The 14,407-nt window shown below is 71.4% G+C and carries 14 protein-coding genes; 6 read left to right on the plus strand and 8 right to left on the minus strand.

What is annotated here, in order from left to right; all coding sequences use genetic code 11:
- Window positions 1–124 precede the first annotated feature (124 nt).
- Complete coding sequence (locus IE286_RS09715; RefSeq protein ID WP_189796217.1) at window positions 125–2,563, minus strand: HAD-IC family P-type ATPase; 2,439 nt, start codon at window positions 2,561–2,563, stop codon at window positions 125–127.
- Between the two features lie 60 nt (window positions 2,564–2,623).
- Window positions 2,624–2,914: a DUF2530 domain-containing protein gene (locus tag IE286_RS09720; RefSeq protein ID WP_189796218.1), complete on the minus strand. Its 291-nt coding sequence runs from the start codon at window positions 2,912–2,914 to the stop codon at window positions 2,624–2,626.
- 346 nt (window positions 2,915–3,260) lie between these two features.
- Here IE286_RS09720 and IE286_RS09725 point away from each other — a divergent pair, with 346 nt between their 5' ends.
- Window positions 3,261–4,712, plus strand: coding sequence for an NCS2 family permease (locus tag IE286_RS09725; RefSeq protein ID WP_189796219.1), 1,452 nt, complete (start codon window positions 3,261–3,263; stop codon window positions 4,710–4,712).
- 35 nt (window positions 4,713–4,747) lie between these two features.
- On the opposite strand, the gene IE286_RS09730 is transcribed toward IE286_RS09725, so the two are convergent.
- The gene (locus IE286_RS09730) at window positions 4,748–4,930 is read right to left on the minus strand and encodes a ribbon-helix-helix protein, CopG family (protein ID WP_189796220.1); all 183 of its coding nucleotides are present in this window, start codon (window positions 4,928–4,930) and stop codon (window positions 4,748–4,750) included.
- A 166-nt stretch (window positions 4,931–5,096) separates the two neighbouring features.
- On the opposite strand from IE286_RS09730, the gene IE286_RS09735 reads away from it, so the two are divergent.
- The 3 genes from IE286_RS09735 (at window position 5,097) to thpR (ending at window position 7,599) form a co-directional block, all read left to right on the plus strand.
- On the plus strand, window positions 5,097–5,534 hold the full coding sequence (locus IE286_RS09735; protein WP_189796221.1) for a MarR family winged helix-turn-helix transcriptional regulator: 438 nt from the start codon (window positions 5,097–5,099) through the stop codon (window positions 5,532–5,534).
- A gap of 26 nt (window positions 5,535–5,560) precedes the next feature.
- Window positions 5,561–6,922, plus strand: a complete 1,362-nt coding sequence (locus IE286_RS09740; RefSeq protein WP_189796222.1) for an MFS transporter — start codon at window positions 5,561–5,563, stop codon at window positions 6,920–6,922.
- A gap of 98 nt (window positions 6,923–7,020) precedes the next feature.
- The gene (gene thpR, locus IE286_RS09745) at window positions 7,021–7,599 is read left to right on the plus strand and encodes an RNA 2',3'-cyclic phosphodiesterase (RefSeq protein ID WP_189796223.1); all 579 of its coding nucleotides are present in this window, start codon (window positions 7,021–7,023) and stop codon (window positions 7,597–7,599) included.
- A gap of 150 nt (window positions 7,600–7,749) precedes the next feature.
- Here the strand turns inward: thpR and IE286_RS09750 are convergent, their stop codons facing one another.
- The 3 genes from IE286_RS09750 to IE286_RS09760 all read right to left on the minus strand — a co-directional run bounded on the left by IE286_RS09750 (window position 7,750) and on the right by IE286_RS09760 (window position 10,156).
- Window positions 7,750–8,742, minus strand: coding sequence for an aldo/keto reductase (locus tag IE286_RS09750; protein ID WP_189796224.1), 993 nt, complete (start codon window positions 8,740–8,742; stop codon window positions 7,750–7,752).
- Window positions 8,743–8,792: 50 nt separating this feature from the next.
- Window positions 8,793–9,377 (minus strand): Uma2 family endonuclease, encoded by a 585-nt coding sequence (locus IE286_RS09755; protein ID WP_189796225.1) that lies wholly within the window; start codon window positions 9,375–9,377, stop codon window positions 8,793–8,795.
- An 86-nt stretch (window positions 9,378–9,463) separates the two neighbouring features.
- A complete protein-coding gene (locus IE286_RS09760) occupies window positions 9,464–10,156 on the minus strand; it encodes a GDSL-type esterase/lipase family protein (protein WP_189796226.1) in 693 nt (230 codons plus the stop codon).
- A gap of 127 nt (window positions 10,157–10,283) precedes the next feature.
- On the opposite strand from IE286_RS09760, the gene IE286_RS09765 reads away from it, so the two are divergent.
- Window positions 10,284–11,267, plus strand: coding sequence for a WD40 repeat domain-containing protein (locus tag IE286_RS09765; protein WP_189796227.1), 984 nt, complete (start codon window positions 10,284–10,286; stop codon window positions 11,265–11,267).
- Window positions 11,268–11,274: 7 nt separating this feature from the next.
- Here IE286_RS09765 and IE286_RS09770 read toward each other — a convergent pair whose 3' ends face one another.
- Entirely contained in the window at window positions 11,275–12,129 is an 855-nt protein-coding gene (locus IE286_RS09770; RefSeq protein WP_189796228.1) for an NmrA family NAD(P)-binding protein, read from the minus strand.
- Between the two features lie 94 nt (window positions 12,130–12,223).
- On the opposite strand from IE286_RS09770, the gene IE286_RS09775 reads away from it, so the two are divergent.
- Complete coding sequence (locus IE286_RS09775) at window positions 12,224–12,607, plus strand: winged helix-turn-helix transcriptional regulator (RefSeq protein WP_189796229.1); 384 nt, start codon at window positions 12,224–12,226, stop codon at window positions 12,605–12,607.
- Window positions 12,608–13,013: 406 nt separating this feature from the next.
- Here IE286_RS09775 and serC read toward each other — a convergent pair whose 3' ends face one another.
- A complete protein-coding gene (gene serC / locus IE286_RS09780) occupies window positions 13,014–14,132 on the minus strand; it encodes a phosphoserine transaminase (protein WP_189796230.1) in 1,119 nt (372 codons plus the stop codon).
- Window positions 14,133–14,407 lie beyond the last annotated feature (275 nt).

Genomic DNA, 14,407 nt, shown 5'->3' on the forward strand with positions numbered 1-14,407 from the left:
GGCCCACCGTGTGCGGGACGTCTCCGCAAGCCGCCGCACCGGGGCACGGGAGCTGCCGGCCGCGCTGCTCGTCCGCGCACGGGTGGGCGAGGACGACCTCTGAGCCGCAGTGCCGGGGCGGACCTCACCCGGGGCGGGCCGGCGCGGCGGGGGTGCCGGGCGGGAAGCGGTGGTCGGACCAGTGCCACAGGGCCTCCAGGACGCCCGCCGCCACCACCGCGACCCCGACCGCGAGCCACGGCATCGCCGTGCCCACCAGCCGCAGTGCGAAGAAGTCCTGCAGCCAGGGCACGGCCAGCACGCACAGGAACGCCGCTCCCATCGCGGCCACCAGCGCCACGCGCCCCCATGTCCAGGGGCGGGCGACGATCGCGAGCACCCAGCCGGCCACCAGGAACAGGGTGAGCGTCGCCACGCTGGTCTCGGCGGCCAGCGCGCCGGGCCCGGTGTAGTGGGTACGGGCCATCAGATACACGCTGAAGGTGGCCGTCGAGGCAACCGCTCCGCCGGGCACCGCGTAGCGCATCACCCGCCGCACGAAGTGCGGCCGGGCCCGCTCCCGGTTCGGGGCGAGGGCCAGGAAGAACGCCGGGACGCCGATGGTCAGCGTGGACAGCAGCGTCAGATGCCGGGGCAGGAACGGGTACTCCACCTGCGCGCACACCACCAGCACCGCCAGCAGCACCGAGTAGACGGTCTTCACCAGGAACAAGGTCGCCACCCGGGTGATGTTGCCGATCACCCGGCGGCCCTCGGCCACCACCGACGGCAGCACGGCGAAGCTGTTGTCCAGCAGCACGATCTGCGCCACCGCCCGGGTGGCCTCCGCGCCGGAGCCCATCGCCACCCCGATGTCGGCGTCCTTCAGCGCCAGGACGTCGTTCACGCCGTCCCCGGTCATCGCGACGGTGTGCCCGCGCCGTCGCAGGGCGCCCACCATGTCCCGTTTCTGCTGCGGGGTGACCCGCCCGAGGACCGTGGCCTCCTCCAGCCGCCGGGCCATGTCCCGCGGGTCGGCGGGCAGCCGGCGCGCGTCCACGGCGTCACCGCGCAGACCGGCCTTGGCGGCCACCGCGCCGACCGAGACCGCGTTGTCGCCGGAGACGACCTTGGCGCGGACGTCCTGCTCGGCGAAGTAGCGCAGGGTGTCGGCGGCGTCCGGGCGCAGCCGCTGTTCGAGCACGACCAGCGCGGCGGGGATCACCGCCCGGGTCACCTCCGGATCGTCCAGGTCGCGCCGGGCGCGGGCGAGCAGCAGCACCCGCAGGCCCTGCTCGTTGAGGCGCGCGGCCTCGGTGAGGACGGGCGCGCCGGAGGGGAACAGCACGTCGGGGGCGCCCAGCAGCCAGGTGCTCGACTCGCCGTCGTCCTCGATGAACACCGCCCCGCTGTACTTGCGGGCGGAGGAGAACGGCAGGGACTCCACGCAGTGCCAGGCCTCGCCGTCCGGGCAGGCGTCGATGACCGCCCGCAGGGAGGCGTTGGGGCGCGGGTCGGACTCGCCGAGGGCGCCGAGCGCGGTGCGGACGTAGGCGTCGTCGTGGCCGCCGAGCGGACGCACCTCGGCGACCCGCATCCCGCCCTCGGTGAGGGTGCCGGTCTTGTCCAGGCACACGGTGTCGACGCGGGCCAGTCCCTCGATGGCGGGCAGCTCCTGCACCAGGCACCGCTTGCGGCCCAGCCGGATCACGCCGATCGCGAAGGCGACGGAGGTGAGCAGGACCAGACCCTCCGGGACCATGGGGACGATGCCGCCGACGGTCCGGGCCACGGAGTCCGCGAGACCGGCGTGCTCCACCACGAGCTGGCTGATCACCAGGGCGACGGCCGTAGGCACCATCATCCAGGTGACGTACTTGAGGATGGTGGAGATGCCGCTGCGCAGCTCGGAGTGGACCAGGGTGAACCGGGAGGCCTCCTCGGCGAGCTGCGCGGCGTAGGCCTCCCGGCCGACCCGGGTGGCCTGGAAGGCGCCGCCGCCGGCGACGACGAAACTGCCGGACAGCACCGGGTCGCCGGGCCGTTTGGCCACCGGGTCGGCCTCGCCGGTGAGCAGCGACTCGTCGATCTCCAGCCCGTCGGCCTCCACGCAGGTACCGTCTACGACGATCTTGTCGCCCGGCCCGGCCTCGATCACGTCGTCCAGGACGATGTCGGCGGTGGACACCACGGTGGCGGTGCCGTCGCGGCGCACCGTGGGCCGTGCCTCGCCGATCACCGCGAGCGCGTCCAGGGTCTGCTTGGCCCGCCACTCCTGCAGGATGCCGATGCCGGTGTTGGCGAGGATCACGAACCCGAAGAGGCTGTCCTGGATCGGCGCGACGCAGAGAATGATCACCCACAGCACGCCGATGATCGCGTTGAAGCGGGTGAGGACGTTCGCGCGGACGATGTCGGTCAGGGAGCGGCTGCTGCGGACCGGGACGTCGTTGACCTCGCCGCGGGCGACGCGCTCGGCCACCTCGGCCCAGGTCAGCCCGGTCGCCGGCGGTACCTGTGCTCTCCGCGCCGGCGGGGCGGGCCCGGCGCGCGCCGGCTCCGCGTCCGCGTCGAGACGGGTCATGTCATCGACGGTACGTAAGGATGCGCCGCTTCACCCCTCGAGCGGCGGCACAGGCGCCGGTCAGTCCCGGGACGCCGGGTGACCGCCGGCCGCCGAAGTCTCCTCGCGCCGGGCGGCGCGTTTGATCGCCGCGTCGCGCCGGCGGACGTACCAGATGCCGACGACACCGAGGCCGGCGCCCGTCAGGCAGGTCCACAGCCACCAGGTGTGGCCGTGGTCGGCGAACCAGCCGTAGAAGGGGAGCTGGACCAGGAAGAGGACGAACCAGACGATCGTGCCGCCGGTGATGGTGGCGACCACGGGGCCCTCCAAGGGCTCCGGTGCTTCGTGCTTGGGGGTCCACTTCGCCATGGCCTCAGCTTACGGCCCGGGGTGAGGGCGGTGTCCGGCCCGTGCGCCCTGGTTCGGCCGCGGGCGGCGGCCCGCAAGGCAGGGGCCGAGAAGCCCGGGAGGCAGGCGCCGAGAGGTTCAGAAGACAGGTGCGAAGAGATCCGAGAGACAGGCGCAGAGATTAGCCTTTTCGGGCTTCATATGTTCATACTGAATCGGTCCGAGTCTGGCCGCTTTGCTTCGTAGGAACCTACCAACAGCCCCGATGGGATCTGTCGGTGACCGACGGCGGCGAGACTCGATCACGCATGTCCCCGTTCCAGCCCCCGGTACGCCCCGTACCTGCCGCATCTTCGAGGTCATTCGCATGCCCACCTCGGCCACCGCCAAGGTCCCCGCCCCCGAGAGGCCGGGGACGCCGCCCCGTTACGGCGCCCTGGACCGCTTTTTCAAGATCTCCGAGCGGGGGAGCACCCTGGCCCGCGAGATCCGCGGCGGTTTCGCCACCTTCTTCGCGATGGCCTACATCATCGTGCTGAACCCGATCATTCTGGGCAGCGCGAAGGACATGTACGGGCATCAGCTGGACAACGGGCAGCTGGTCACCGCGACCGCCCTGACCGCCGCGTTCACCACGCTGCTCATGGGTGTCGTCGGCAATGTGCCGATCGCCCTCGCGTCCGGTCTCGGCGTCAACACCGTCGTCGCGCTGCAGCTCGCCCCGCGCATGTCCTGGTCCGACGCCATGGGCATGGTGGTGCTGGCCGGTTTCGTGGTGATGCTGCTGGTGGCCAGCGGCCTGCGGGAGCGGGTGATGGCCGCCGTGCCGTTCGGCCTGCGCAAGGGCATCGCCATCGGCATCGGCCTGTTCATCATGCTGATCGGTCTGGTCGACTCCGGCTTCGTCTCCCGGATCCCGGACGCCGCCGGCACCACCGTCCCGCTCCAGCTGGGCGCCGACGGCCATCTCAACGGCTGGCCGGTCCTGGTCTTCGTGCTGGGCGTGCTGCTCACGCTCGCCCTGCTGGTGCGCAAGGTGCCCGGCGCCATCCTGATCTCGATCATCGCCATGACCGTGGTCGCGGTGATCATCGAGGCGGTCGCCCACGTGCCGTCCTGGGGCCTGACCACCCCGAAGTGGCCCGGCAACCCGGTCTCCACCCCCGACTTCGGCCTGGTCGGTCAGGTCAGCCTGTTCGGCGGGTTCCACAAGGTCGGCCTGCTCAACGGCATCCTGTTCGTCTTCACGGTGCTGCTGTCGTCGTTCTTCGACGCCATGGGCACGATCATGGGCATCGGCGACGAGGCGAAGCTCACCAACGCCGAGGGGCAGATGCCCGGCATCAACCGGGTCCTGTTCGTCGACGGCATCGCGGTCGCGGCCGGCGGTGCGACCTCCTCCTCCGGCACCACCTGCTTCGTGGAGTCCACGGCGGGCGTCGGCGAGGGCGCGCGGACCGGCTTCGCCAACATCGTCACCGGCCTGCTGTTCGCCGTCTCCCTCTTCCTGGTGCCGGTGGCCACCATGGTCCCGTCCCAGGCGGCCACCCCCGCCCTGGTCGCGGTCGGCTTCCTGATCCTGGCCGGCTCCATCCGGGAGATCGACTGGTCGGACTTCACCATCGCCGTCCCGGCCTTCGTGACGATGCTGATGATGCCGTTCACCTACTCCATCACCAACGGCATCGGCATGGGCTTCATCACCTTCGTGGTGCTGCGCCTGGCCACCGGCCGCGCCCGGGAGATCCCGGCCGCGATGTACGTGGTGGCGGCGGTCTTCGCCTTCTACTACCTGATGCCGGCCCTGAACCTGACCTGACCCGCCGGCCGGGTCCGCGGAGCGGTTCCATGGGGTCAGGTGACCCCGTAGAACCGCTCCGTCTCCTCGACGGCGGCCCGGAACCGTTCGTCGAAATCACTGCGGATGAGCGTCCGGACGACATAGTCCTGGACGCTCATTCCTCTTCTGGCGGCATGACGGCGGAGCCGTTCGAGCAGCTCGCGGTCCATGCGCAGGCTGAGCACGCTGGTGGCCATGCAGACGAGGGTTGCCGTGATGATCGGCGCCGGGGGGCGTGTTTCCGGCCGATATCACTCGTGCGGGTGAGGCTCGCCTGACACGGACGGCGCAGTGGTCAGGATCACTGCCATACGGGTGACCTCCATTGGTCCTTAGGCAGGGTAATGAGTTACCCTAAAGAACATGCCGGACCTTAGCCATGGCGACGACGCGGCCGCCGTGAACTCGCTGCGCTCCGCCCTCATGCGACTCTCCCGCCGCCTCAAGCACCAGCGGGTGGACGAGTCGCTGAGCCCCACCGAGATGTCGGTGCTGGGCACCCTTGCCAACTGCGGCAGCGCCACCCCGGGCGAGCTGGCCCGCAAGGAGCACGTGCAGCCGCCGTCGATGACCCGCATCGTGGCCCTGCTGGAGGCCAAGGGACTGGTCCGTCTGGAGCCGCACCCCGAGGACCGGCGCCAGAAGGTCGTCACCCAGACGGAGCAGGCCGTCACGATGCTCGAGGAGAGCCGCCGCAAGCGGAACGCCTTCCTGGCCGGCCTGATCGACGGTCTCGACGAGGACGAGTGGGCGAAACTGCGCGCGGCCGCTCCCGTGCTGGAAAAGCTCGCTCATCTGTAAGCACGCCCAGCGAGGAGGCGAACCCTTTGAGTACGGGATCGGGAGACAACTCCGCCCCCGCACCGACCACCCACGATTCCCAGACTTCCACCGACTCCCCCCGTAAGTCCTCGATGTTCAGCTCCCTGAAGATCAGGAACTACCGCCTGTTCTTCATGGGGCAGGTCGTCTCCAACACCGGCACCTGGATGCAGCGCATCGCCCAGGACTGGCTGGTGCTCAGCCTCACCGGTTCCTCCGCCGCGGTCGGCATCACCACCGCCCTGCAGTTCCTGCCGATGCTGCTGTTCGGCCTGTACGGCGGCGTCCTCGTCGACCGCCTGCCCAAGCGGCCGACCCTGCTGTGCACCCAGTCCGTGATGGCCCTGACCGGCCTCGCGCTCGCCGGCCTCACCCTGTCCGGCCACGTCCAGGTCTGGCACGTCTACCTCGCCGCCTTCGTCATGGGCCTGGCCACCGTCCTCGACAACCCGGCCCGCCAGACCTTCGTCTCGGAGATGGTCGGCCCGAAGCAGCTGCAGAACGCGGTCAGCCTCAACTCCGCCAACTTCCAGTCCGCCCGGCTCATCGGCCCCGCCGTCGCCGGCGTGATGATCACTTCGGTGGGCACCGGCTGGGCCTTCCTCGCCAACGGCCTGTCCTACGCCGCCCCCATCACCGGTCTGCTGCTGATGCGCGCCCGTGAGCTGCACGTCGTCGAGCGCGCCCCGCGCGGCAAGGGCCAGCTCCGTGAGGGCCTGCGCTACGTCGCCGGCCAGCCCGGCCTCATCTGGCCGATCGTGCTGGTCGGCTTCATCGGCACCTTCGGCTTCAACTTCCCGGTGTGGCTGTCCGCCTACGCCGACGACGTCTTCCACGCGGGTGCCGGGGCCTACAGCCTGTTCAACACCGTGATGGCGGTCGGCTCGCTGGTCGGCGCCCTGCTCGCCGCCCGCCGCGGCACCGCCCGGCTGCGCCTGCTGATCGCGGCCGCCGCCGCCTTCGGCGCGCTGGAGATCGTGGCCTCGGTGGCCCCGGAGTACTGGCTGTTCGCCCTGCTGATGGCGCCGATCGGTGTCTTCGGCCTGACGGTCAACGTCACCGCGAACACCACGGTGCAGATGGGCACCGACCCCGCCATGCGCGGCCGGGTGATGTCCCTGTTCATGATGGTCTTCGTGGGCGGCACCCCGCTGGGCGCGCCGCTGGTCGGCTGGATGACCGACACCTGGGGCGCCCGCGCCGGCTTCGCCGTGGGCGGGGCGGTCTCCCTCGTCGCGGCCGTCACCATCGGACTGCTGCTGGCCCGCGCGGGCGGGCTGCGGCTGTCGGTGGGCTGGCACCACGGCCACCCGCAGGTGCGGTTCGTGCCGAAGGACGGCCGGGAGGAGCTGGCCCCGGCGGCCTGACCCCGCCTGGCCCGACACCCGGGACGCGCCCCGCGGACGGCCGGAGGGCCGGCCTGCGGCCACTGGATCGCGGGGCGCCCGCCGGGGACACTGGCCTCGTGAGACTCTTCGCGGCGCTGGTGCCGCCGGACGACGTCGTCGACCGGCTCGCCGGCACGGTCGCCGAGCTGCGGCGGCTGCCCGGCGCCGACGGCCTGCGCTGGACCGGCCGGCCGGGCTGGCACCTCACGCTCGCCTTCTACGGCGAGGTGGACGCCGGCACCGTCCCCGAGCTGTCGGACCGGCTGGGCCGCGCGGCAGGCCGCACCCCCGCCTTCTCGCTCGCCCTGCGCGGCGGCGGCCGGTTCGGGCGCGGCAGCGCCCTGTGGGCCGGCGCGGACGGCGATCTGCGCACCCTGAGGCTGCTGGCCTCGCGGGCGGAGGCGGCCGCCCGCAAGGCCGGTGTGCCGATGGGCGAGCACCGGCCCTACACGGCGCATCTGACGGTGGCCCGCGGCCGCGGCCGCCACACGGTGGACGTCCGGCCCTGGGTGCGGGCGCTGCAGGACTTCTCCAGCCGGCCGTGGACCGTGGACGAACTGCTCCTCGTGAGCAGCCGGCCCCCCGGGGCCGGGGTGCCGGGCGCACAGCCGAGTTATGAAACGGTCGGCCGCTGGCCGCTGAACGGGGCCCGTTAGTCTCGAAGGGTGGACCCGACAACCCGGAACCGGATCATGGCCGGTGCGCTCGTGCTGATGTTGGCTGTCGTCGCCCTGGCGGCCGCGCTCGGCAAGTGATGCCGGGCACGGCCGCCACCGGCCACCGGCCACCGGTGACCGGACGGTGTCTCACCAGGCGAAGGCCTCAGGGGACGGACCCGGGCCCGGGAAGATCTCGTCCAGGCCGGCCAGCAGCTCCTCGCTCAGCTTCAGCTCCACCGCCCGCAGCGCGGACCGGAGCTGCTCGGCGGTGCGCGGGCCGACGATGGGCCCCGTCACTCCGGGACGGGTGAGCAGCCAGGCCAGCGCGACCTCGCCGGGCCGCAGACCGTGCTTGTCGACCAGGTCCTCGTAGGCCTGGATCTTCGCCCGCTGGGCCGGGTCGTTCAGCGCGTCGGCCGCGCGGCCGGAGGAGCGGCGCCCGCCCTCGGCCTCCTTCTTGACCACCCCGCCGAGTAGCCCGCCGTGCAGCGGCGACCAGGGGATGACGCCGAGGCCGTAGTCCTGCGCGGCCGGGATGACCTCCATCTCGGCGCGCCGTTCGGCCAGGTTGTACAGGCACTGCTCGCTCACCAGGCCGATGGTGCCGCCGCGGCGCGCGGCGATCTCGTTGGCCTGGGCGATCTTGTAGCCGGGGAAGTTGGACGAACCGACGTACAGGATCTTGCCCTGCTGGACGAGGACGTCGACGGCCTGCCAGATCTCCTCGAACGGGGTGTCCCGGTCGATGTGGTGGAACTGGTAGACGTCGATGTGGTCGGTCCGCAGCCGCTTCAGGCTGGCGTCGACGGCCCGCCGGATGTTCAGTGCCGAGAGCTTGTCGTGGTTGGGCCAGGCCGGACCGTCCGGGCCCATGTTGCCGTACACCTTGGTCGCCAGGACCACCTTGTCGCGGCGGTCACCGCCCTTGGCGAACCAGTTGCCGATGATGGTCTCGGTGCGGCCCTTGTTCTCGCCCCAGCCGTAGACGTTGGCGGTGTCGAAGAAGTTGATCCCGGCGTCCAGCGCCTCGTCCATGATCGCGTGGCTGTCCGCCTCGTCGGTCTGCGGACCGAAGTTCATGGTGCCGAGGACCAGCCGGCTGACCTTGAGACCGGTGCGTCCGAGCTGCGTGTAGTCCATGGTCCCCAAGCCAACGCCGAGAAACGGCCCAGGGCAAGATCCGGAGCCGGTCAGTCGCGGGGGAACTCTCCGGTACGCAGGACGAGACCGACCGGGGTGGCGGTCATGTCGACGTCGGCGCCGAAGGCGACCGTGAGTTCGCTGAGGTAGTCGCCGTCCTTCGGCTGGCTGTACAGGTGGCACTTTCCCTGGTAGGGATCGACCACGAGGTAGACGGGTACCTCAGCGGTGGCGTACGCGGTTTTTTTGGGGCCGTAGTCGTTCTGCGCGGTGCCCTTCGAGATGACCTCGGCGACGAATTCCACGTCGTCGCAGCTCCACAGCCCTGCCGGAGTCTTCTCGGCGTTCTCGGAGACAAGGGTGACGTCGGAGGCGAAGCCGTTGAGGTGACCGGGGTAGTCGACACGGACGTCGGACTTGACGCGTCGGCGGGGGAACCGTGCGCGCAGCTGTTCCACGATGTCGAGAATGATCTCCCAGTGGGTGTCCCGCTGCGGCGACATGAAGATGGCCCCCTCGACGATCTCGACCTTGTAACCCTCGGGGGTGGTCCGCTCGAGCGACTCGAACAGCTCGTCCAGAGTCAGCTCGTTCCTCTCCTCGGCCATCTCGATCCTGTCTTCGAGGACGGTCATCGTGGCGCTCCTCCCCGGCTGCCTCACACGAGTGCAGCCGCCCGGTACAACGGTACGCACGCCGTCCGAGACACGCTGGGTTCCGCTCATGCCGTGCGCGTGGCCGTGTACTCCCCTCCGATGCCCCACGCCTGATGCAGTGTCGTCGCGAACGCCGCCGCGAGGGCGTGCTCGCCGCGCTCGTTGGGGTGGGTGCCGTCGTAGGTGTGCGTGTCGATGGCGTAGCCGTCCGGCGGGGACGCCAGCAGCAGCGGGGAGCGGGGTTCGTCCAGGTCGGCCACCGTCTTGGCCAGCAGCTTGTTGAACAGGTCCACCTGGGCGGCGAAGGGCTCGTCCTGCCGGGCGCGGACGTTGGGGATCACCGGCAGCAGGACCATGCGGATGCGGTCGTTCGCGGCCCGGGCGCCCGCCACGAAGGCGCGCACGTTGTCGATGGTCTGCCCGGCGTCGGTGTAGAAGCCGAGGTCGATCAGGCCCAGCGACACCAGCAGCACGTCCGGGCGGCAGGTGCGCACCGCGTCCTCGACGACCGGGGCCATGTGGATCCAGCCCTCGCCCCAGCCGGCCAGATGGGCGCGGGGGAAGCCGGGGTCGCGGCCGGCGTAGTCGAGCGAGACCGGCGCGTCCGTCGCCTTGTCGTACAGCGTCTCGCGGGGGCCCACCAGCGTGAACTCCTCGTCGCAGGTGGCGCGCAGATGCTGCCACAGCCGGTAGCGCCAGGTGTGCTCCCCCGCGCTGCCGATCGTCATGGAGTCACCGATGGGCATGAACCTGAGCATCCGCACATCATGGACGACTCCGTGCGCACGTGTCGCGTGAAGTCCCCCACGGGCGGGAAGCGCACGCCTTCCGCTTGACAGCACCCGTCCGGCCCGCCCGGTGCCCGGGGGATGGCAGGCTTGGCCCATGCGCCGACCGTCCGTCCTGCTCGCCACGGTCCTTGTCGCCGGGGGCCTGTCCGCCGTGCCCGCCCTCGCCGCCGACGGGGATGACAGCTTCACCATCAAGGACCCGCGGATCACGGAGTCCAGCGGGCTCGCCGCCTCGCGTCTGCACCCCGGCATCTACTGGACGCACAACGACAGCGACGACGGCCCGTACCTGTACGCCGTGGACAGCGCCACCGGCGACACGGTCGCCCGCATCACGCTCAGCGGCATCGGCTCGCCCCGGGACGTGGAGGCCGTCTCCATCGGGCCCGGCGACCAGATCTACGTCGGCGACATCGGCGACAACCTGGGCGGCAGGTGGCCGTACGTGTGGATCTACCGGCTGCCCGAGCCGGAGAAACTGGTGGACCAGACCGTCCGGGCCACGCAGTACGTGGTGAAGTACTCCGACGGCCCCCGCGACGCCGAGTCGCTGATCGTGGACCCGAAGACCGGCCGCCCGTACATCATCGACAAGCACGAGGACGGCGGGCACCTGTACGAGGGCCCGGCGCGGCTGTCGCCCACCGGCGTCAACGTCTTCCGGCCCGTCGCCCCCGTCGACCTGTGGGCCACCGACGCGGCCCTGTCCCCGGACGGCACCCAGCTCGCCGTGCGCGGCTACTTCGGCGGGATCTACTACGACTGGAACGGCGGGAAGATCAAGCGCAAGGGGCGGCTGGACGTCCCGCTGCAACGGCAGGGCGAGTCGGTCACCTACAGCGCCGACGGCACCAAGCTGCTGTACGGCAGCGAGGGTGCCGACAGCCCGGTGACGGCCGAGGAGGCGCCGGACGGCGCGGCGGGCGCCGGCGGCAGCAAGGCCCCGTCTCCGAGCGGAGGTTCGGGCCTTTCCGGTGCGGTGGGCGGCAGCGGCACGCCGCTCACGGTCGGTGCCCTGGCCGCGGTCGCGGCGCTGGTGCTCGTCGGCTTCGGAGTGCTGCGGCGCAGGCGGGGCTGAGGGCCGGTCACCGGGTGAAGGCAGCGGCGGTGTCGCGGAGGAAGGTGCGCAGGCTGCGGGGCCTGGTCCCGGTGAGCGTCGTGACGTCCTCGGACAGCCATGCGGCGTCCCCCTCGGCGATCAGGCCGAACACCTGGGCGTTGGAGGTGGCGACCGGCTCGGGCAGCCCGGCGGCGATCATCGCCTCCCGGTGCTCGGCGGGCGTGATCCGGCGGTAGGCGATCGTGCGCCCGAGCACCTGCGTCAGCCCGGCGGTCACGTCCGCGTAACTCACCAGCTCGGGGCCGGTCAGCAGGTACGTACGTCCTTCGTGCGCCGAGGGAGCGGCCGCGACCGCGGCCGCGGCGGCGGACACGTCACGGGCGTCGACCATCCCGCAGCGGCCCTCGCCGGCCGACATCACGAACCCGTCCGTCTCCTGGACCGTCGCGGCCAGGGCGAACAGGTTCTGCATGAGGAGGTTCGGCGCGAGCAGCGTGTGCGGCAGGCCGACGGCCCGCAGATGCTCCTCGATCCGCGCATGGTCGCGACGGCGGGCGACCGGCGAGCCGGCCGTGGCCTTGTGGTTCGTGATCTTCACGATGTGCCGCACTCCTTGACGTACGGCGGCGTCGATGACGGCGATCTCCTGCGCGGGCACCGAGGGCGAGATGAGCAGCACGGTGTCGGTGCCGCGCAGCGCGGCGTCCAGCGTGTCCGGGCGGTCGAAGTCGCCGACGGCGATCTCCGCCCCGCTCCAGGACCTGTCCCCGGGCGCCCGCGCGGCATCGCGCACCAGGGCGCGGGTGGGCAGCCCGCGTCCGGCGAGCAGGCGGACCGCCTCGCGGCCGATCGTGCCGGTCGACCCGGTGACCAGGATCATCGACGTCTCCTTCGGTGGCTCAGGGACACGTCGTCAGTCTGGTGCGGGCGGTATCGATTGTGAAGAAGGCACCGGAAGGATATATAGGTACCGTATGGATACCGACTCGCAGGTGACGTATGCGAAGGGCTGCCCCTCCCGCACGGTGCTGAGCGTGCTGGCGAACAAGTGGTCCCTCTACGTCCTGGGCGTGCTGCGCGGGTACGACCGGCCGCTGCGGTTCACGCAGCTGCGCCGGCAGATCGAGGGCGTCACGCAGAAGTCGCTCACCCAGGCGCTGCGCAACCTGGAACGCGACGGCCTCGTCAGCCGGACCGTCCATCCCACCGTCCCGCCCCGCGTCGAGTACGCGCTCACCGAGCTCGGACGTGAGGCGGGCGCGCTCACCACCGCCATTGCCGACTGGGCGAAGAGGAACGCCGACCGCGTGCACGAGGCCCGTGCCGTCTACGACGCGCGGTCGGACGAGCCGTACTGACGCCGCCGCCCGCACGGGCCACCCCCGACCTGCTGCGGCGCCTGGCCCAGGAACAAGACCGCATCGAGAGGCACATCGCGGAGCTGACCCGCACCCGGGACCGGCTCGACTCCGTCATCGCCGGGGCCGAGGCCACCCTGGACACCGGCACCGCCTGCCCCGAGGAGGCGGCGGCCCGGTCCGGCGGGGCCTGACGGCAGGAGAGGGCGTGCGCGCAGAGCCGGGAAACGCGAAGGGCCGGGAAACGCGAGGGGCGCCCGGTGGATCGATCACCGGGCGCCCCGTCGTCGATACGCGTCCGTACGCCGCTCACCCGTCGTGACGCGTCCGTACGCCGTTGTAAAACCGTACGTGGAGCCGTACGCGGTGCCGTACCTGGTGTTGTACGGCGCTCGGCCAACAGCTTCTACAGCTTCTCGATCACGTAGTCGATGCACCGGGTCAGCGCCTCGACGTCGGCCGGGTCGACGGCCGGGAACATCGCGATGCGCAGCTGGTTGCGGCCGAGCTTGCGGTAGGGCTCGGTGTCGACGATGCCGTTGGCCCGCAGCGCCTTGGCGACGGCGGCGGCGTCGATGTCGTCGGAGAAGTCGATCGTGCCGATGACCTGCGAGCGCTTGGCCGGGTCGGTCACGAACGGGGTCGCGAACTTCACGTCCTCCGCCCAGCCGTACAGCGTGCGCGCCGAGGTCGCGGTGCGGCGCACGGCCCAGTCCAGGCCGCCCTGGCCGTTGATCCACTCCAGCTGCTGGTTGAGCAGGAAGAGCGTGGCGAGGGCCGGGGTGTTGTACGTCTGGTTCTTGCGGGAGTTGTCGATCGCCGTGGGCAGCGAGAAGAACTCGGGGATGTGCCGGCCGGAGGCGTGGATGCGCTCGGCGCGCTCGATCGCGGCCGGGGAGAAGATGCCGATCCACAGGCCGCCGTCGGAGGCGAAGGACTTCTGCGGGGCGAAGTAGTAGACGTCGGTCTCGGCGATGTCGACCGGCAGACCGCCGGCGCCGCTGGTGGCATCCACCAGGACCAGCGCGCCCTCGTCGGCGCCCGGAACCCGCTTGATGGGCATGGCCACGCCGGTGGAGGTCTCGTTGTGGGTGAAGGCGTACACATCCACGCCGGCCTCGGCCTGCGGCTCCGGGTGGGTGCCCGGGTCGGTGGCGATGACCGTCGGGTCGGCGAGCCACGGGGCCTTCTGCGCGGCCTTGGCGAACTTGGAGGAGAACTCGCCGAAGCTGAGGTGCTGCGACTTGTTCTCGATCAGGCCGTGGGTCGCGATGTCCCAGAACGCGGTGGAGCCGCCGTTGCCGAGGATCACCTCGTAGCCGTCGGGGAGCCGGAACAGCTCACGGATGCCCTCGCGCACCTGGCCGACCAAATTCTTCACCGGGGCCTGACGGTGGGAGGTGCCCATGAGGGACGTGCCCGTGGCGGCGAGGGCGTCCAGCGCCTCGGTCCGCACCTTGGAGGGACCCGCGCCGAAACGTCCGTCCGCGGGCTTGATGTCAGAGGGAATCCGGATCTCAGCCACGTGCCGGAGGGTATCTCTTCGGCGAAACCGGGCCGAATGGTGTCCGTTCGATGAGACGATGTGCGCCGCCTCGTGGACTGGTGGGGATCTACGAAGACCAGCGGGTCGCGGGACCGGGTCACGGGCGCCCGTGTTCACCCGAAATGGGGAGTGCGCGAAGGTGGGGCCGGCCTTTGCGGGGGCGGTGCGGCGCCAGGCGTCCCGGAGCGGGCCGGGGCGACACCGGCGCGGCCTTCCCGCCCGGCCGCCTCGTTTCCGTGGTCGTGCCGCCCGGG

It is taken from the genome of Streptomyces thermodiastaticus (assembly GCF_014656135.1).
Lineage (GTDB): Bacteria > Actinomycetota > Actinomycetes > Streptomycetales > Streptomycetaceae > Streptomyces > Streptomyces thermodiastaticus.

Bases quoted from the DNA above. Each gene is read 5' to 3' on its own strand.
- IE286_RS09750 (WP_189796224.1), bottom strand. From the start codon at position 8,742: ATGGACTACACGCAGCTCGGACGCACCGGTCTCAAGGTCAGCCGGCTG.
- IE286_RS09755 (WP_189796225.1), bottom strand. From the start codon at position 9,377: ATGACCGTCCTCGAAGACAGGATCGAGATGGCCGAGGAGAGGAACGAG.
- IE286_RS09730 (WP_189796220.1), bottom strand. From the start codon at position 4,930: ATGGCCACCAGCGTGCTCAGCCTGCGCATGGACCGCGAGCTGCTCGAA.
- IE286_RS09765 (WP_189796227.1), top strand. From the start codon at position 10,284: ATGCGCCGACCGTCCGTCCTGCTCGCCACGGTCCTTGTCGCCGGGGGC.
- IE286_RS09735 (WP_189796221.1), top strand. From the start codon at position 5,097: ATGCCGGACCTTAGCCATGGCGACGACGCGGCCGCCGTGAACTCGCTG.
- IE286_RS09715 (WP_189796217.1), bottom strand. From the start codon at position 2,563: ATGACCCGTCTCGACGCGGACGCGGAGCCGGCGCGCGCCGGGCCCGCC.
- IE286_RS09720 (WP_189796218.1), bottom strand. From the start codon at position 2,914: ATGGCGAAGTGGACCCCCAAGCACGAAGCACCGGAGCCCTTGGAGGGC.
- IE286_RS09760 (WP_189796226.1), bottom strand. From the start codon at position 10,156: ATGCTCAGGTTCATGCCCATCGGTGACTCCATGACGATCGGCAGCGCG.
- IE286_RS09725 (WP_189796219.1), top strand. From the start codon at position 3,261: ATGCCCACCTCGGCCACCGCCAAGGTCCCCGCCCCCGAGAGGCCGGGG.
- IE286_RS09775 (WP_189796229.1), top strand. From the start codon at position 12,224: ATGGATACCGACTCGCAGGTGACGTATGCGAAGGGCTGCCCCTCCCGC.
- IE286_RS09770 (WP_189796228.1), bottom strand. From the start codon at position 12,129: ATGATCCTGGTCACCGGGTCGACCGGCACGATCGGCCGCGAGGCGGTC.